Genomic DNA, 19,140 nt, shown 5'->3' on the forward strand with positions numbered 1-19,140 from the left:
TTGGGACTAATGGTATTTATGTTACAAATATATATAATATTATAGAATGACAAGTTTTTCGTATTTTTCTGCTTTTTTATTTGTTAAGTTCGATTTTACAGTCAGTTTGTAAATGTAAACTCCTTTTCCAATTCGGTCGCCAAAATCATCTTTCCCATCCCATGTTATTTCCCTTGATAAAAAGCCTTCAGTTGTAATGATTTGGTTTTTTGTCCAAACCACTTTGCCTGTAATCGTCATAACCTGAACCTGAACATCTAAAGGCTCATACGGTCTATTATGTGAAAACCAAAATTGTGTGTATGTTGAAAAAGGATTAGGATAATTGAGCACATGTGTCAATTTTAATTCTTCGTCACCAACCACAACAAATTGTATTTCGCTTGTTACGGGATTGTTATAAACATCCCATGCGGTAAAACTAATGGTATGCAATCCGGCAGATAAATTTCGTAACGGAAAACGTAAATTTCCATTCGTATAATCATCTAATTTTGTTTGATAATAATCATTCAAAATATACGGATTACTTACGTCTCCATCCAGAACTGCTATAATATCATGCCCAATTCCGCTAGCTGTGTTTATACCATTTTCATCTTCTAAAAACGCTAAAAGAAAGGGCGATGCATTTGTAATTCCGCCAGATACAAAAGTTTCATCGTTCATATATAACTTAACTTTTGGACTTATATTGTCCTGAGGTGCATTTTCATTTATTCCCCCTATTTTTATCACATTATTATAGCCCGATTGATTCTCAAGTGCTTGGCTTTTTTTAGAATAAAAACTAATTCGGCCATTATCAACAGGAATACGAATATCTCTTGGTACAACAAAGCTAAACTCAAACTGGCCGTTGGTTACAGAGGCATTCCCTCTAAATATGGTTTCTCCAAGAGTTTTAAATGACATTGCAGGGCTATATCCATCATTATTTAAGGTCGAGGCCGTAATCATTTTATCGAAAATAGCTGTGGCAAGTTCTCCGTTATAATTGCTTAAAAGAACATTGTTTTCATCTGTAATTTCTCCCGAAATTTTAATTTTTGATAAAGATTTAAAGTCAGGAATTGGTTGAGAAATCACAATATCGTTTACTTTCGTTAAATTAATTCGCGGTTTTGGAATTGCTAACATCAAAGCCGGATCTCCTATATATACAACAACATTACTCGAAGAACTTGGGTTTTCGTTTTTTGAAATTCGAAGCGATTCTGCAATGCTATTGTATTGGTTTGAACCGTATGAAAGCAGGTTTTTGCTTAAACTATCATTGAAATTTTCGGCATTAAACTGTCCGATAGTTCGAATTGTTGTCAGCATAGAAATTGCACCGCCCTTTGGATTCCAAAAAGTATATTCGCCGGCAGTTGGTCGGGTAGGGTCATCAAATCGGGAAAATTCGCAGGTAATGGTTATAAATAACGGATATTTATATTGATTGTTCAGATTTTGCCCGTCTGATTTTTCCCAGATTCTTTCACCTGCTAATCCGTCTTCACCTCCATGACCTAAATAATTAAAGACTAATGCGCCTTTTTCAAAAGCATTAAAAATATCAGTTCTTGCTTTTGGATATCTTGATCCGCCAGCAGAAGCTTCTTGTGTATAAGAATCTAAAAGTATCTTGTCAATATTTAAAAATGGTTTTTCAACAGCAATTAAATCAGCTAAACTATTTTGGCGTGATTGTAATGAAGCGTCAGAACTTTGGTCAGCATCATCGCTTATTAAAACAAAATTATTTCTCCAGTTTCCGTATGATTTTGTATCGTGATATTCTAAAACTTTATTAACCATTTCCTGTGCTTGCGCATTATCTGAAACTAACATTCGGCCAACTGCAATGTCGATTCCTCCAAAAGGATAAGCGACAATTCCTTCATTAGCATCCATAAGTCCGAAAAAGTCATCAGATGCAAAAGAGGCTTCACCGGTTGTATTGCTGCTTAAGGATTGATATATAGGTACAATATTAGTGTTGTTGGAAATTCGGTCTTTATAATCATAAGAGGCATCACCAAATAAGTTTGCATATTTTATTCTTTTATCTGTAGATGATGCATTGTCATATATATAACGTATGCAATTTCTAATTGCTGCAATGTCTTGTTTTCCTGATGAAAATTCCTGATAGATATCTTCTAATGAAATAACTTTTACAATTAAATTGGAATTGGTTCTGTGGAAATTGGCCAGTCTCTCGGCTTGAGAAGCTAAAGATCTTGGAGTTATAATGGCGTAATCAATATCCTGAAAACTGTTTTGATTATTTTTTAAGAGTGTTCCTTTTAAATTTTGATTGGCAATTTTTGACTGGCTTTCTTTTAAAGGAGTATAATAATCAGCAGGATCAATAGCTATGTAATTTCTAATTTCACCCAGATTGGCTTTAAAACTAAAAGAGGCTTGATTTGCATTTTCAACTTTTGATACATTATATAGGTCTGTAATATCCCAAATTTGAGAAATTCCCGAAGCATTTCCTATAGTATAATTTACAATTCCCGCGGTTGAACCTGCTAAATTGTATTGAAATTTAAATTGTTTGCCTATTCCTAAAAGTCTTCTTTTGGCAATTAGATTAATGTAATCTAAATATCCTTTTGAGCCTGGTACACCGTTATTATTATAGGTAAGTTTTATTTTTACACTTTCGGTACCTGTAAATGTCGTGTTTGCGGGAAGTTTGTTGGTTAAATACTTAATTTCTGAACTGGCTGTTAGACTTGCAAAATTTAGTGTTGCGATGTTCTGTCCATTTGCAGCAACAACAAATGAAGTTGGGGTAAAAGCGGCAGAAGCTGCGTTTAATTCAATTTTTACTGGTGTAGTCGTGTCCAGATTTGGGAAATTAAAAGTAAATTCCTGTTCCTGATTAATATCGAATGATTCTCCCAGCCATTGACGCCCTAGATGAACGATGTTGGTTTGGTCAACTTCGTGATATTGATAGTCATCAAACGTGTTCAGTTCCAGAGTGCTGTTTGCCGTTGGCTGAGTTAGGTTTGGAATTCTTTTTCCGTCATTTCCTGATGTGGTAACATAATAATAAGACCTATTACTGTATAAGTTTAAATTAGTCTGGCTTTCATCATTCCATTTTTCTACACCTTCGGCATAAAATAAGATATAATCTTCATTGTTAAAAGTACCATCGCCTTCACCAATAATTTGAATGGCATTTTCGGTTAAATCTTCCGGATAATAAGAGTTGTTGGCTAATGGAACCATTCTTCCGCCATTTCCGTAAATTTTAATCCTTCTTGGATCAGTTTTGCTTGGATCGAAGCCCAGACTTTGCAGAAATGTTTTTGTGATTCTATAAACTCCGGATTTTTCTACATAAAATCGATACCAGTCTCCAGAAGCTAAAACAGAATTTGAAATAACCGCTGCTTTTTGAAATACAGATGAATTGCTGCTTTTTGATGAAGAATTATTTATATTGTAAGAAAATGATCTAATTCTTTTATAGCTACTTCCGTCTTTTATAATAGGATAGAGAGATAAAAATGCCTGTTTTGTATCTCTTGAATTAGTGATTTTTATCGTTTCGGTTATCTTATTCGGAATGTTTTCCAGAGCTAAATCTCCTAAATCAGTTCTCGAAATGGATTCAAAATTTATATTTGTGATTTCTACAGAACTATTGTTTGCGACGTTTGCCTGATTGAGATTAAGCAGTAATGTTATGCTTTTTTTTGTAATGTCGAAGCGAAAAGCGTTTCCGGAAAAGTAAGGAATAATAATTTTACTATCGCCGTAATTCATCTCTTTTTTACTCTGCCAATCGAGCGTTAAGCTCCCATTTATCTGGGAAAATGATAAGATAGGGAGTAGAAAAATGTATAGGATTATGGCTTGTTTCATTAGCTTAAAAACCGAAATTTAATTAAAATAAAATTAGTAAGTAAAAATATAGTATTTCATGTTACAGTAAATAATAAAAAGTATATTTTTGCGTTCGTAACTATAGGTTATTTTCTGGTAAAAAACAGCTAAATAAAATTATTAGAACAGATGTTGCTAATTAAATGTTAATTATTATATTGCAGCACCTAAATTTATCACCTAAGAATGAGTATGAAAGTAAACAAAATTGTAGTCTTGCAATTAATGATGTCAATGGTATTGATGTTGGGCACGGCTAGTTGTAGCAAAAAATCGAGTTCGAGTCACGCTTCTAGAGCAACTGGCTGGGATGTAGATAGTCAGAATGGAACAGCTGCTAGAAATGCTGGGAAAAAACAACAAGCTGGACCTGGTTTAGTTTTTGTTGAAGGAGGTACGTTTACTATGGGTAAAGTACAGGATGATGTTATGCACGATTGGAATAACACACCAACTCAACAGCACGTTCAATCATTCTATATGGATGAAACTGAAGTTACGAATGGTATGTACTTAGAATACCTTGAGTGGTTGAAAAAAGTTTTTCCTCCAACAGAAGAAAATTACAAAAATATTTACGAAGGAGCATCGCCAGATACTTTAGTTTGGAGAAATCGTTTAGGTTACAACGAAACGATGACTAATAACTATTTAAGACATCCTTCTTATGCTGACTATCCTGTAGTTGGTGTTAACTGGATTCAGGCTGTTGAATTTAGTAAATGGAGAACAGACCGTGTAAACGAGGCTGTTTTAGAAAAAAACGGATATCTTAAAAAAGGAGCTAAAACACAAGATGTTAGTGCAGAAAGCTTATTTAATACAGAAACTTACTTAGCTTCTCCAACTACTACTTATGGTGGAAACGAAGAGTTAGTTTTAAAGAAAAATCCAGCTGGAAAAAGACCAAAAGCAGGAAAAGATGGTGTTGTACCTGAAGAGCATAATGTTTATGCACAACGTTCTTCTGGTGTAATTTTACCAGAATACAGACTTCCTACTGAAGCAGAATGGGAATATGCTGCTGCTGCTGATGTTGGACAAAGAGAATATAACATCTACAAAGGACAAAAGAAATATCCTTGGTCTGGAGATTATACTCGTTCAGCAAAACGTAAAAACAAAGGTGATCAATTGGCTAACTTTAAACAAGGAAACGGTGATTACGGTGGAATTGCTGGTTGGTCTGATGATGGTGCTGATATTACAAATAAGGTAAAAAGCTATGCTGCAAATGATTTCGGATTATACGATATGGCAGGAAACGTAGCAGAATGGGTTGCCGATGTTTACAGACCTATTATTGATAATGAAGCAAATGATTTTAACTACTACAGAGGAAATCAATATGCTAAAAACAAAATTGGTAAAGATGGTAAAATTGAAATCGTTTCGACTACTTCAATTAAATACGATACTTTAAGTAATGGTAAAGTGATTGCAAGAAACCTTCCTGGGGAAATTGCTCAGGTTCCGGTTGACGAACAAGAAACTTACTTAAGACAAAATTTCAGTACAAGCGATAACATCAACTATAGAGATGGAGATAAACAATCTTCAAGATTCTTTGACTTTGGAGATTCTGAGTCTGGACCTAAAGCTGATCAGGCAATGTACAACTCTCCTAAACATAATGTTACAGTTGATAGTTTAGGTAAAATGATTAGAAAATATGATAACTCTAGTAAACGTACTACTTTAATCGATGATAAAGTAAGAGTTTACAAAGGGGGATCTTGGAGAGATAGAGCTTATTGGTTAGATCCAGCTCAAAGAAGATACTTCCCTCAGGATATGGCAACTGATTACATTGGATTTAGATGTGCAATGTCTAGAGTAGGTGCTAAAACTGAAAGAAGAAAATCACCAAGAAACTAAGATTTAGAAATTTCAATTTAAAAAAAATTCCAAATTCCAAAAGCTGAATATTTCAGTAAGGAATTTGGAATTTTTTTATTGCTTTTTTCTATTTTTATGGTCTATAAAAATTTTATAAATGAATATTCAGGAAATTCATAACTTGTTTTTAAAATGCAGGTCTCTTTCAATTGATACTCGAAAAATTGAAAAAGATTCTATGTTTTTTGCTATAAAAGGCGAAAATTTTGATGCAAATACTTTTGCTAAGCAAGCGCTTGATTTAGGTGCTTTATATGTTATTATTGACAACGAATCTTATTTTATTGACGAGAGAACGATCTTGGTAAATAATAGCTTAGAAACGCTTCAGGAACTTGCAAAATTTCATCGTAACTATTTAAAACTGCCAATTATTGCGCTTACGGGAAGTAATGGAAAAACGACAACAAAAGAATTAATAAATGTTGTTTTGTCTCAAAAATTTAAAACCAAAGCTACTATTGGAAATTTAAACAACCATATTGGAGTTCCTTTAACGCTGCTTTCATTTACAAAAGAAACAGAGATTGGAATTGTCGAAATGGGAGCAAATCACAAAAAAGAAATCGAATTTTTGTGTGAAATCGCCCAACCTGATTTTGGTTATATAACTAATTTTGGGAAAGCTCATTTAGAAGGTTTTGGAGGTGTTCAGGGTGTTATTGAAGGAAAAAGCGAAATGTATCAATACCTGGCAAAAAATAATAAAATTGCTTTTGTTAATCTTGAAGATGCTATTCAAATTGAAAAATCAAAGGGCATAAAATCCTTCACTTTCGGAATAAATAAAGAAAATGCAGATCTAAAAATTAAAGACATAAAGGCTAATCCTTTTGTAGTGATTGACTATAATGATTTTACGGTTGAGTCACATTTAATTGGGCTTTATAATGCTAATAACATTAATGCCGCTGCCGCAATTGGAAAATATTTTAAAGTTGATGACACTGCGATAAAACATGGAATAGAAAATTATATTCCAGAAAATAACAGATCTCAATTACTGAACAAAGGTTCTAATCAAATTATTTTGGATGCTTATAATGCAAACCCAAGTAGTATGGCAGTTGCAATTGCAAATTTCCTGCAATTAGCGAATGATAATAAAATTATGATTCTAGGTGATATGTTTGAGCTAGGAGAAGAAAGTCCGCAGGAACATAAACTGATTGTGGATTCTTTAGTAAATCAAAAAGAGTCACTTTGTTATCTGATTGGAAAATCATTCTTTGAAAATAAAATTTCAAGCGATACGATTCAATTTTTTGAAACTTTTGATGCTTTCGCAGATTATCTAAAAAGTATTCAATTTAAAAATAATACTATCTTGATAAAAGGATCGAGAGGGATGGCTCTCGAGAGAACTTTAGAATATATTTCGTAAACAAAAAGGCCTTCTGTTAAAGAAGGCCTTTTTGTTTAGATGCTCATTAAAAAACCAATAAGGTTTTCCTTTTTATTTAATCCGAGTTTCTTTCTCAAACGATAACGGGCTAATTCTACCCCTCCGGTTGAAATATTCATAATTTCGGCTATTTCTTTGGTAGACATATTCATTAATAAATAAGTCGATAAATCGAGTTCACGAGGAGAAATTGTTGGATATTTTTCCTTTAAACGTTTTAAAAACTCAAAGTGAACGTTCTTGATGTGTTTTTCTAAATCTTTCCAGCTTTTGTCCGTATTTACCTCTTTTACAATACTCTTGTTTAGTTTACTGACTTGAAACTTAGTAGAGTCGTCCAGCGCCTCGACATCAATTTCTTTTAGTTTGTGAATAATTCCGTTTAGTATTTTATTCTTTTTTACTACTTGTAAAGAGTTGTTGACTAATTCCTTGTCTTTTGCTAAAATCTTAATTTGCAGCTTGTCGTTTTTTAATTTTTCGATTTCTTTTTCAAGATCATATTGTTCCTGCCTAATTCTGGATTCTTTTTCAAGATAAAGTCTTCGCTGCTCAATAGTTTCATAATATTTATTCTTTCTAATTTTCATTTTAATTCGACTAGAAATTACATAAATAGCAATTATTAAGACGATGAAATAAAACATAAAAGCCAAGAAGTGTCTGTACCAAGGTGGAGAAACGGTAAATGAAATTGTTGACGGTTCAGATTGAACCCCGTAACTGTTTCTCACTTTCACATTCATTACATAATCGCCTTCACGAAGGTTTGTATACTCCTTAATTGAAATTGTTGACCAGTTACTCCACTTTTCATCAAAAGGCTCTAATTGATAAGAAAACTGCACGTTTTCAAGGTTCTCGTAGGTAGGAGACGAAAAAGTAAAACGAACATGATTAGACGAATAAGGAATTCGGATGTTTTCGCTCTTGTTTTGATTGTTTCCAAGAATTATTGTATCGCCTGGGAATGAAAAGCTGCGAACGAATGCCTTTGGTTTCGTTACAAAATTGTTTAAAAGTTCAGAATCGTAATGTGCCAGACCATCTGTTAGTCCGATAAAGATATTTTTAGAATCAATCGTATTTACCGAAAGATAATTAGTAACCAAGTTACCGGTTAGGTTAGAAAATGGTGCAACGATATTTTTATAACCATTGTTTTGTTTCATTAAAACCCCTAAAGACTCATCATAGGCATACCAAAGATTGGATTGTGAATCTTCACTTAATGCATTTATAACCGGAATATTTTTAAAAAGACCGGTTATTTTTTTGTCTTCATAAAATATTTCCTGTTCGGAAGAATATTTATAAAAATGATTATTGGTTTGAAAGTATATTTTACCGTCAATTTTTTGAATACTTCCTATATTTTTAAACTGAGGTGTTAAGTGATCAATTTTTTTGATGCTTGAAAATCTAGTTAAATCCTCACTCAAAGACATTTTATAGATAGATTCATCTTTTTTAAGCCATAAATAAGATTGATCGAGCTCAAAACTATTCGATGATTTATCAAATCCTGCGACTTGATTTTTAAATGAAAGCCCGTTTGCTGTTTTTTGAAAAATGGCAAATCCGTCATAATTTGATCCAATATAAAAACCGGGATGACTTGGGATTTTCTTAAATCCAAAATATCCTTTTGAATCTATAATATTGGTAACTCTTCCTCCTTTAATTATTAGTGCCCCTCTGTTGTTGGCACAAATTAATTCATCGTCGATAACTTGTACATTCCATGATTGAGCAGTAGTTCCTTCGACAAGTTTAAAAACATCTTCCTTGAAGCTATTGTTCCAGGCATGATAAAAAACACCCTGATTGGTTGCAACATATAAATTACCCTGATGAACAACGGATGCGTAAACGGTACTGATATCGTAACTAAATCCAAAATACGTAAAAGGAGAACTTTCGTTAACGAAAGTGATACCATTATCCAGTCCAAGCCAAAGATTATTTTTGTTGTCAATAAATGAAGTTAAAACCGTGTTGTTTTGCAGTCCTTTTTTTCTATTAATATGCTGGATGATTTTGCCGTCAAAATCACAAATGGCAATTCCATCCAAAACAGAATTTAAAACAATAAATTTATTGTTTATGAGAACACCTCCAAGAGAATTGTTTCGTTTTACAAAGTTATTAGCTTCAGTATTCCATTGTGTTAAGATGTTATTTTCGTAAATAAATAAACCTCTTTCTAATGTAATAATTAAAATTTTGTTTTTGCCTATAGAATACATCGCCCAAATCTCTGTGTTATTTAAGCTGGTAGTATTTGGCAGGGGATAAAGCTTTCCGTTTTTATATTCTAGGATTCCTTTTTCTTCATCTTGAAAGTAAAGCCTGTTATTGACTACAAAAGAGAATTGAAAACGTCTAGGGGCTTTTAATATTGATAATTTTCCTTTTTTAAAGATATATGCCCTGGCAAAAGATTGAAAAACAGTTTGATTATCTATAGAATGAATTTTCCATATAAAGTCAATGATCTTGATTTTATTCTTGTCAACTTTTTTAGAAAGAGATGTGTATTTAAGTTTTCCTTTATTATCTGGCTGAAAATATCCAAATTCATTATAACCTCCCACATATATCTTTCCTGAGTTGTCAATTTTTAAGCATCGTACTGAAGTTAAATTTGGTAATGGATATTTTTTCCATGAAGAGCCATCAAACTGTAAAAGACCATTATTGTTAGCAAAATATAAATTTCCGTTCTTATCTTGATCAATATTCCAGTTTTGGGTTCCTCCTTTATATTCATTACGCTTGTAATTTCTTACATCAGGCAATCCGATGTTTTTTACCTGCCCAAAAATAGCCATTGTGAATAATGTAAAAAAAGTAATATAAAAATATGATATTGTTAATTTCATTAATTATTCGATTTAATTTGTTTTTTAGATTGTAAGTTGTTTATTTATAGGTATTTATGATTTATCTTTCTCTACTACCACGTTGTAGAAAAGCATTTCGTTCATAAAAATAAGCAATCTTATATAATTGTAGTGTTTATTTTTTCAATTAACATTTTCATAACATCTTATTTTTTGTTTTTAAATATCACTATATTAGGTATTTATAAAAAAAATGATGTGTTTTTGTAATGTATAAAATTTTAGTTTGATGTGTTTTTGTAATGAAATTTAAATGTTGATAGTAAAAAAATAACATTATTATTGCATCAAATTACTAATTAATTAACCAAAATTTTTAGAAAAATGAAATTAACAAAATTACTTATTTTTTGTGTTTCGTCTTTATTATTCTCGGTTATAGCTGTGGCTCAGGATGTCACAGTAAATGGAATGATAAACGATGAAAGTGGAATGCCGGTTCCGGGCGCAACAGTTGTCCTAAAAGGTACAACAAAGTCGACCGCATCAGATTTTGATGGGAAATTCCAACTACAAGTACCTTCAAACGGAGTTTTGACAGTTACTTTTATAGGATACACTACAGTTACTGAAGCTGTAAACGGAAGAACAAAAATTACAATTCAATTAAAACCAGAATCACAATCATTAAATGAGGTTGTAGTAGTTGGTTACGGTACTCAAAAGAAAGCAGTAGTTACAGGTGCAATTTCAAGTGTAAAAGCTGCAGATTTAGAGAAAGTTCCAAATGGCCGTGTTGAACAATCATTACAAGGTCGTGTTGCGGGTGTAGCTGTAGCGGCGACTTCCGGACAACCTGGAGCTGCTTCAAAAGTTCGTGTTAGAGGTATTACTACCTTTAGAGAAGGAGGAAATGATCCGTTATGGGTTATTGATGGAATTGCTGTAGATGCAGGAGCAATTGGTTTTATAAACCAATCTGATATTGAGTCTATAGAGGTTCTTAAAGACGCAGCTTCTGCGGCAATTTATGGAACACGTGCTGCAACAGGGGTAATTTTAGTAACTACTAAAAAAGGAAAATCGGGTAAAATTTCTGTAAATTATAATGGATTTGCAGGTATATCAGCTCCAGCTAAAAAATTAGATTTGCTAAATGCAACACAATATGCTACGATAATGAATGAAAAATCTGTAGCAGATGGTGGTGCGATAAAATATCCAAACCCTTCAGCTTTAGGTAAAGGTACTGATTGGCAAGATGCAATTTTTAATAATCAGGCATTTAGATATACTCACGAATTGAGTATAAGCGGTGGTAGTGAAAAATCTACTTTCTATGCTTCGTTTGGTATTCAAGACCAGCAAGGTATCGTTGCTACGGATATTTCGAATTATAACAAGAAAAATTTCCGTTTGAACTCTACTCATAAAATTTCTGATTACTTTACTTTTGGACAAACTTTTGGATACACCAGACAAAAATCAGTAGGAATTGGAAATACAAATAGTGAATTTGGCGGGCCTTTAAGTTCAGCTATCAACCTTGATCCAACTACTCCTTTAGTAGTAACTGATCCAGTTGCTGCTAATGCTGCTCCTTATTCTACTAACCCGGTTATACGCGATGCAAACGGAAACCCTTACGGAATTTCTAGTGTTGTAGGTCAGGAAATGTCTAATCCATTAGGATATATTCAAACAAGATTAGGTGGATACAGCTGGTCTGACGATTTCGTTGGTAATGCTTATTTGGAAGCTAACATTACAAGCCACTTAAAGGTTAGATCTACACTTGGTGGCAAATTAGCATATTGGGGAGATACTGGATTTACACCAGTATACTACTTAAGCGCGAACGTTAATGCTAATAGAAACAATTACAACCAAAATAATGAGAAATCATTTGCTTGGAATATTGAAAACATCCTTACTTATAATAACAAATTTGGAGATCACTCTATTAATGTTTTAGCAGGACAAGGTGCTTATGTTGAAAATATTGGAAAAACATTTGGTACAACATGGTATGGTTTACCTATCACAAGCTACAGAGACGCTTCTTGGAACTTTAATATCCCACAAACGGATATGAATACCAGAGCAAGTGATAAAACAGAACACAAATTAGCATCGTTATTTTTCCGTTTGAACTATGACTATAAAGAAAAGTACCTACTTACAGGTATCGTTCGTCGTGACGGATCTACAAGATTTGGAGAAAATAAGAAATTTGGAGTTTTCCCATCATTCTCATTAGGGTGGGTTGTTTCTAAAGAAGACTTCTGGAAAGAAAATGATATTGTTAATACATTAAAAATTCGTGGTGGATATGGAGTTGTTGGAAATGATAACATCGATGACTTTAAATACAGAGCTTTAGTAGTTGGAGGATATAATTATTCTTTCGGAAATTCAGGAAATATTACTACAGGTTACGGTAACTCAACATTACCAAATCCTGACTTAAGCTGGGAGGAAACTTCTCAAACTACTATCGGTATAGATGCAAGAGTATTTAATGATTTTACAGTTACCTTAGATTATTTCAAAAAAGTAACTAACGGAATTTTAAGAGATGTTGTAATTCCTGGTTATGTAGGAGTTGTAGACAATCCTTCTGCGAATATCGCAGATATGAACAATACTGGTTTTGAAGTAGAACTAGGATACAAGAAAAAATTAGGTGATTTTAACTTAGGAGTTAATGCAAATTTTGCTACTTTGAAAAATGAGGTTACTTATTTGAACTCAACTTCAAACTGGATTGGCGGAGATGCTAGTTTCCAATCGATGGGACAAGTTACAAGAACTCAGGTTGGGCATTCATTCAATGAATTTTATGGATACAAAACAGCTGGCATCTTTCAAACTGAAGCTGAAGTTGCAGCCTATAAAAATGCTGCGGGTGGTTTAATTCAGCCAAATGCAAAACCAGGAGATTTCCGTTGGGTAGATACAGATGGTAACGGAACTATTAATGATAATGATAAGCAATTTTTAGGAACAAACATCCCTAAATATACATACGGTTTTACTATTAATTTAGATTACAAAAACTTTGATTTTATGGCATTTGCTCAAGGAGCAGGAGGAAGTAAAATTTTCCAAGGACTAAGAAGGTTGGATATCTTAAATGCAAACTACCAAACTAGAGCTTTAGATCGTTGGACAGGAGAAGGAACATCAAATGATTATCCTAGATTAACAAATAACGATCCAAACAAAAACTTTGGTAACATGTCTGATTTTTACTTGGAAAAAGGAGACTATCTACGTTTAAAAATCGTTCAATTAGGTTATACTTTACCAGTATCACTAACATCTAAAGTTGGTGCAGATAAGATTCGTTTTTATCTTACAGGAGAGAATTTAATCACATTTACTAAATATACAGGTTATGATCCAGAAATTGGAGGTCAGGTATTTGGTATCGATAAAGGAGTTTATCCACAAGCAAGAACTATCATGTTTGGAGCGAACTTACAATTTTAATAAATAAAGAATCATGAAAAAATTAAATCTAAAATATATATATGCAGCCGTTGCATTGGCCGCTTTTGCAGGATCTTGCTCTGAAGATTTTGTGAGTACTGACCCGCAAGGGAAATTTGATTCAAATACATATTATTCTAATCAAGAACAAACTTTTGCTGCACTAGTTGGGGTTTATGATCCGCTTAGAAAAAATACCGGAGGTTTTGAAAACATGGTAGCGATGCTGAATGCTGGTTCAGATGATTTCTTTGCAGGAGGAGGTTCTGCTACCGATGGTAATGGAATTCAAAATTTTTCTTCACATTCACTTACTTCTATAAGTATTCCTGGAAGTTTTTGGAATGATCATTATCAAGGTATTTATAGAGCAAACATGTTAATCTCAAAATTACCAGGTGCTTCAATGGATCAGACAGTTAAAAATAGATTTGCTGCAGAGGCTAAAGCGTTACGTGCATTATACTATTTCAACTTAGTTAGAATGTTCAAAAACATTCCATTGATTTTACAGCCATTAAATACAGCTGATATTTTTACTCCTGAACAAGTAGCTCCAACTGAAATTTATGCTCAAATTGAAAAGGATTTAATTGAAGCTATTCCTGCTTTACCTCCAACAGTTGCTGTTGGAACAGACGCTGGACGTTTGACAAAAGGTGCAGCACAGGCGTTACTAGGTAAAGTTTACTTATATGATGGAAAAAAACCTGAAGCTGCAGCTATTTTAGCTGAAGTTAATGGTACTCCAGGTGCAACAAATCAATATGGAAATAAATTGCTTACAAAATTTAGTGATTTATGGGTAACATCAAACAAATTCAATGCAGAATCTCTTATTGAGGTATCTCATAGTTCTGCAGGTAACTCAGATTGGACTTTCTGGGGTTCTGGAAGAGACGAAGGAAACTCATTAAACGTTATGGTTGGAATTAGAGGTTATTCAAGACCAGCTAATTCTTCAGCACCAGATTTACCAGCAGGATGGAGTTTTAGTGTTCCAACTCAGAAATTATATGATTTCATGAAAAATGATCCTCAAAGGTTTGCTGCTACAATTTTTGATATGAAAGCACTTAAAGCTGCAGGTCAGGCAGATTATATTCCTGGTAATGCAGATACAGGTTATTTCTTAAATAAATTTCTTCCAAGACAATCAGACGTTCGTACTGGTGGGGGAAGTGCAGAGTTAAACTACAAACAAAATTCTTATGTTATTAGACTTGCTGATACTTACTTACTAGAGGCTGAAGCATTAGGAGGAACAGGAGCAAGAGCGCAAGCTTTATTAGATGCAGTTAGAGCTAGATCAGGAATGCCATCTGTACCTGTTACTTTGCAAGCTATTAAAAATGAAAGAAGAATGGAGCTTGCAGGTGAAGGTCATAGATTCTTTGATTTAGTACGTTGGGGTGATGCTGCTGCTGCTTTATCTGATAGAGGTTTTGATGCAGGAACTGATGAGATCTTTCCAATACCTTTTAATGAGTTAGCAGGTACTAAATTGAAACAGAATCCTAACTACAATTAAGAAATTAACTATCTAACCAAAATCAAAAAGACATGAACCTAAATATAAATTTTAAAAGAGGTGCTTTCCTAATGCTTGCAATAGCATTAGGAACACTAACAAGCTGTGATGATGACAATGGAGCCGGTAATGGTTTAACAGCTACAAATGTAGATGCTTCATTTACTGTAACTCCGGTTGCAGGGGCTGTAAATACTTACCTTTTAAGTGCACAAACTAAAGGTGTTATCGGATCAAAATGGAATACTGGAGACGGAGACTATTCTGGAAAAATGAATGAAACAATTGTTTTGCCAGATGCCGGAACCTATACAATTACTCATACTGCTATTGGAGCAGGAGGAGCAACAGGAAAAGCAACTTCACAAATTGTAGTAGCAACAACTGACCCGGCAAAAGGTAACTTAGTTCAGGGAGGTTCTTTTGAAACTGCAGCAGATCAGGCAAAATGGTCAGTTTTGAACTTAAGCGCTACTGGTGCTGCTTTTTGGTCTTATGCTAATAAAAGTGCAACTATTCATTCTCCTGGAGGATGGGCTCAAGAAGGAATTTATCAGGCAATTGATGTAGTAAAAGATAAAGAATACACAATTGATATGTTAGTTTCTTGTCCAAGCGGTTCTGATGAAACTTGGTTTGAAGTTTATGCTGGAAAATCAGTTCCTAAATCTGGTGTTGAGTATAAAGACAATAAAGTAATGGGATTAAGTACATGGGACGGTTGTGCTAAAGCATCATTCTCAGGTAAATTATCTACAGTAGGTTGTGTTAAAAATGATGCAACTGCAACAGTTTCTAATGTAGTTAAATTCTCTGAAACTGGAAAAATATATCTTTTAATTAGATCTGGAGGTAACACATTTACAAAAGATGGAATTACCGTTACTAAGATTGAATTAAGAGGAAAATAAAAGTTTAAGTTAAGTTTAAGTTTGGTTGTAAATAGCCCATAATCATTATGAGTATGGGCTATTTTTAAATCCTAAGCAATCAGAGAACGAGTTTCTGAAAACTTCTTTTAGAATTAAAAAATCAAAGAAAAGAATGAAAAAAAATACTTTAAAGTTTCTGTGCTTTTTGTTTACAGTCACCGCTCTTGCGCAGCAGACAAAAGCAAAGAAAGAATTTACAACCAACGGGAAAAAGATAACGGTTTATACTACTGCCGAAAATTCAAAATTGAGATTAACATCAACAGATAATTTGACTTTTTCAGCTTCAAAACAACCTCTTGAAACGGAGATCTCTGTTTTTGTAGAACCGTCTAAAAAGTTTCAAACCTTTATGGGAATTGGAGGTGCCATTACTGATGCGAGTGCCGAAATTTTTGCTAAACTTTCAAAAGAAAAACAAACAGAATTCTTAAATGCTTATTACGATAAACAAAAAGGAATTGGCTATTCTTTGCTAAGAACCACGATCCAAAGTTCTGATTTTAGCAGTGGAAGCTATTCTTATATCGCAGAAGGAGATAAAGATTTAAAAACGTTTACTATTGATCACGATAGACAATTTCGTATTCCGTTAATCAAACAGGCAATCCAGACTGCAGGAGGAAAATTATTGACTTATGTTGCACCTTGGTCTCCAAATGCTTTTATGAAAAGCAACGGAAACGTACTAAAAGGAGGAACATTATTACCAGAATATTATCAAACCTGGGCAAACTTTTATGTTAAGTTTATAAAAGAGTATGAGAAAGAAGGAATTCCAATTTGGGGAACTTCAACTCAAAACGAGCCAATGGCTGTTCAAACTTGGGAATCTTGCATTTACACAGCAGAAGCTGAAAGAGATTTCATTAAAAACTTCCTTGGGCCAACTTTGAAAAAAGAAAAACTTGGAGATAAAAAAATTATCGTTTGGGATCACAATCGTGACCTAATGAATTACAGAGCAAACGTAATTTACTCTGATCCAGAAGCAGCAAAATATGTTTGGGGAATGGGTTTTCACTGGTATGAAAACTGGTCAGGAGGAGATTCAATGTTTGACAACGTGGCAAAAGTAAATGAAGCATATCCAGACAAAAAGCTTTTGTTTACAGAAGGATGTGTTGAGAAATTCGATGCTGCAAAATATCAGTTTTGGGGTAATGGAGAACGTTACGGAATTTCTATGATTAACGATTTCAATAACGGAACAGTTGGTTGGACAGACTGGAACATTCTTTTAGATCAAAACGGTGGACCTAATCATGTTGGAAATTTTTGTTTTGCACCAATACACGCAGACACAACAACAGGTGAGTTAATTTACACACCATCTTATTATTACATAGGGCATTTTTCAAAATTCATTCGATTAAATGCAAAAAGAGTTAGTTCTGCAGTAAGCAGAAGCGGTTTGTTAAGTACATCATTCTTAAATACAGATGGTACAATGGCAACAATTGTAATGAACAAAACAGATAAAGAAATTACATATAATTTGATAATAGCAGCAGAAAAATCAGTAGTTAAAATTCCTGCGCATGCTATACAAACGCTTGTTTATTAATATTTTTTGAGTTAACAGAAGAGGGCTGGTTTGAATCATCCAACTCAGCCCTCAATTTTTAACTTGAAATAAAATGCTTTTTGAAGTAACAATGAAAACCATCAATAGAATCTTATTAGTTTTAATAATAATTTTGCAAGTAAGTTGTTCAACATCAAAAACTGCAAACGGATCAGCTGTTTCTGCATCCAAAAACAATAACAAAATCACGGTTTATACTACAGCCGAAAATACCAATTTGAGATTATCATTATCAGATAATTTAATTTCAAATTCTGCTACACAACAAACAAAATCAACGGTATCAATTTCTTTAGATGCCGATAAAACAGATCAGACTTTCTTAGGAATTGGAGGCGCAATTACAGACGCAAGTGCTGAAGTATTTGCCAAACTATCTCCAAAAAAACAACAAGAATTCCTAACCGCTTATTACGATAAAAATAAAGGAATAGGATATACTTTAGCCAGAACAAATATTCATAGCTGCGATTTTAGCAGTGACAGTTATACCTATGTTGCCGAAGGGGATAAAGATTTAAAAACCTTCAGCATTGATCATGATCGAAAATATAGAATTCCATTAATAAAAAGCGCAATCGAAACTGCCGGCGGGAAATTAACGTTATTTGTTAGTCCATGGAGTCCCCCAGCTTTCATGAAAGACAATAATGATATTTTGCACGGCGGCGTTTTGTTGCCAGAGTTTGCACAATCATGGGCAAATTATTATGTTAAATTTATAAGAGCTTACGAAAAAGAAGGAATTCCTGTTTGGGGATTAACCATTCAAAATGAGCCAATGGCAAAACAAAGATGGGAATCTTGTATCTATACTCCAGAAGCAGAAAGAGATTTCCTGAAAAACTTTCTTGGTCCAACTTTAGAGAAAGAAGGATTAAATTCTAAAAACGTAATAATCTGGGATCACAATCGCGGAGATATGTTAACCAAAAGAGCCAACCTTGTTTTCTCAGATCCTGCAGTTTCAAAATATGCATGGGGAATTGGATTTCATTGGTACGAAACATGGAACGGCGGTACACCTAAATTTGAATCAGTGGGAGAGGTACACCAGGCTTTTCCAAATAAAAATTTACTTTTTACAGAAGGCTGTATCGAAAAATTTGATGCTTCAAGATTTCAGTTTTGGGGAAATGCAGAACGATACGGACTTAACATGATCAACGATTTCAATAACGGAACCGTAGGCTGGACAGACTGGAATATTCTTCTGGATCAAAACGGAGGTCCAAATCATGTTGGAAATTTCTGTTTTTCACCAATTCATGCGGATACGACAAAAGATGAATTAATTTACACTCCCATGTATTATTACATTGGGCATCTTTCAAAATTTATTCGCCCAAATGCAAAAAGAATAATCCAGACAATAAGCGATAAAAAACTAATAAGCACCTCTTTTAAAAACTCTGATGACAAAATAGTAACCATAGTCATGAACCAATCAGATAATGAGATTGTTTACACCATATTAAACCAAAATTCACAAAACACTATAACTATTCCGGCACATGCAATACAGACAATTGTATACTAATGTTGCT

General features: G+C 33.5%; 9 protein-coding genes. 7 read left to right on the top strand and 2 right to left on the bottom strand.

Features of this window, described 5'->3' with window-relative positions; translation table 11 throughout:
• Positions 1-39: 39 nt before the first annotated feature.
• Positions 40-3,876, bottom strand: a complete 3,837-nt coding sequence (gene porU, locus J2Y38_RS06785) for a type IX secretion system sortase PorU (protein ID WP_309840819.1) — start codon at positions 3,874-3,876, stop codon at positions 40-42.
• Positions 3,877-4,089: 213 nt separating this feature from the next.
• On the opposite strand from porU, the gene gldJ reads away from it, so the two are divergent.
• Together gldJ and murF are read left to right on the top strand one after the other, a co-directional pair.
• The gene (gldJ, locus tag J2Y38_RS06790; protein ID WP_053472572.1) at positions 4,090-5,775 is read left to right on the top strand and encodes a gliding motility lipoprotein GldJ; all 1,686 of its coding nucleotides are present in this window, start codon (positions 4,090-4,092) and stop codon (positions 5,773-5,775) included.
• A gap of 118 nt (positions 5,776-5,893) precedes the next feature.
• Positions 5,894-7,180: a UDP-N-acetylmuramoyl-tripeptide--D-alanyl-D-alanine ligase gene (murF, locus tag J2Y38_RS06795; protein WP_309840820.1), complete on the top strand. Its 1,287-nt coding sequence runs from the start codon at positions 5,894-5,896 to the stop codon at positions 7,178-7,180.
• A 35-nt stretch (positions 7,181-7,215) separates the two neighbouring features.
• Here murF and J2Y38_RS06800 read toward each other — a convergent pair whose 3' ends face one another.
• Positions 7,216-10,086 carry a triple tyrosine motif-containing protein gene (locus tag J2Y38_RS06800; RefSeq protein WP_309840822.1) on the bottom strand — a complete coding sequence of 957 codons (2,871 nt, stop codon included), beginning with the start codon at positions 10,084-10,086 and terminating at the stop codon, positions 7,216-7,218.
• Between the two features lie 345 nt (positions 10,087-10,431).
• Between J2Y38_RS06800 and J2Y38_RS06805 the strand changes: the two genes are divergently transcribed.
• The 5 genes from J2Y38_RS06805 to J2Y38_RS06825 all read left to right on the top strand — a co-directional run bounded on the left by J2Y38_RS06805 (position 10,432) and on the right by J2Y38_RS06825 (position 19,133).
• Positions 10,432-13,542 (top strand): TonB-dependent receptor, encoded by a 3,111-nt coding sequence (locus J2Y38_RS06805; RefSeq protein WP_309840824.1) that lies wholly within the window; start codon positions 10,432-10,434, stop codon positions 13,540-13,542.
• A 13-nt stretch (positions 13,543-13,555) separates the two neighbouring features.
• Complete coding sequence (locus J2Y38_RS06810) at positions 13,556-15,073, top strand: RagB/SusD family nutrient uptake outer membrane protein (protein ID WP_309840826.1); 1,518 nt, start codon at positions 13,556-13,558, stop codon at positions 15,071-15,073.
• 32 nt (positions 15,074-15,105) lie between these two features.
• Complete coding sequence (locus J2Y38_RS06815) at positions 15,106-15,984, top strand: hypothetical protein (RefSeq protein ID WP_309840828.1); 879 nt, start codon at positions 15,106-15,108, stop codon at positions 15,982-15,984.
• 133 nt (positions 15,985-16,117) lie between these two features.
• On the top strand, positions 16,118-17,572 hold the full coding sequence (locus J2Y38_RS06820; RefSeq protein WP_309840830.1) for a glycoside hydrolase family 30 protein: 1,455 nt from the start codon (positions 16,118-16,120) through the stop codon (positions 17,570-17,572).
• A 91-nt stretch (positions 17,573-17,663) separates the two neighbouring features.
• The gene (locus tag J2Y38_RS06825; protein WP_309840936.1) at positions 17,664-19,133 is read left to right on the top strand and encodes a glycoside hydrolase family 30 protein; all 1,470 of its coding nucleotides are present in this window, start codon (positions 17,664-17,666) and stop codon (positions 19,131-19,133) included.
• The last annotated feature ends 7 nt before the right edge of the window (positions 19,134-19,140 follow it).

It is taken from the genome of Flavobacterium sp. 2755 (assembly GCF_031455715.1).
Lineage (GTDB): Bacteria > Bacteroidota > Bacteroidia > Flavobacteriales > Flavobacteriaceae > Flavobacterium.

What these genes read in the sequence shown, in the direction of transcription:
- porU (WP_309840819.1), bottom strand. Translation starts at nt 3,876, where the DNA reads ATGAAACAAGCCATAATCCTATACATTTTTCTACTCCCTATCTTATCA.
- gldJ (WP_053472572.1), top strand. Translation starts at nt 4,090, where the DNA reads ATGAAAGTAAACAAAATTGTAGTCTTGCAATTAATGATGTCAATGGTA.
- murF (WP_309840820.1), top strand. Translation starts at nt 5,894, where the DNA reads ATGAATATTCAGGAAATTCATAACTTGTTTTTAAAATGCAGGTCTCTT.
- J2Y38_RS06800 (WP_309840822.1), bottom strand. Translation starts at nt 10,086, where the DNA reads ATGAAATTAACAATATCATATTTTTATATTACTTTTTTTACATTATTC.
- J2Y38_RS06805 (WP_309840824.1), top strand. Translation starts at nt 10,432, where the DNA reads ATGAAATTAACAAAATTACTTATTTTTTGTGTTTCGTCTTTATTATTC.
- J2Y38_RS06810 (WP_309840826.1), top strand. Translation starts at nt 13,556, where the DNA reads ATGAAAAAATTAAATCTAAAATATATATATGCAGCCGTTGCATTGGCC.
- J2Y38_RS06815 (WP_309840828.1), top strand. Translation starts at nt 15,106, where the DNA reads ATGAACCTAAATATAAATTTTAAAAGAGGTGCTTTCCTAATGCTTGCA.
- J2Y38_RS06820 (WP_309840830.1), top strand. Translation starts at nt 16,118, where the DNA reads ATGAAAAAAAATACTTTAAAGTTTCTGTGCTTTTTGTTTACAGTCACC.
- J2Y38_RS06825 (WP_309840936.1), top strand. Translation starts at nt 17,664, where the DNA reads ATGAAAACCATCAATAGAATCTTATTAGTTTTAATAATAATTTTGCAA.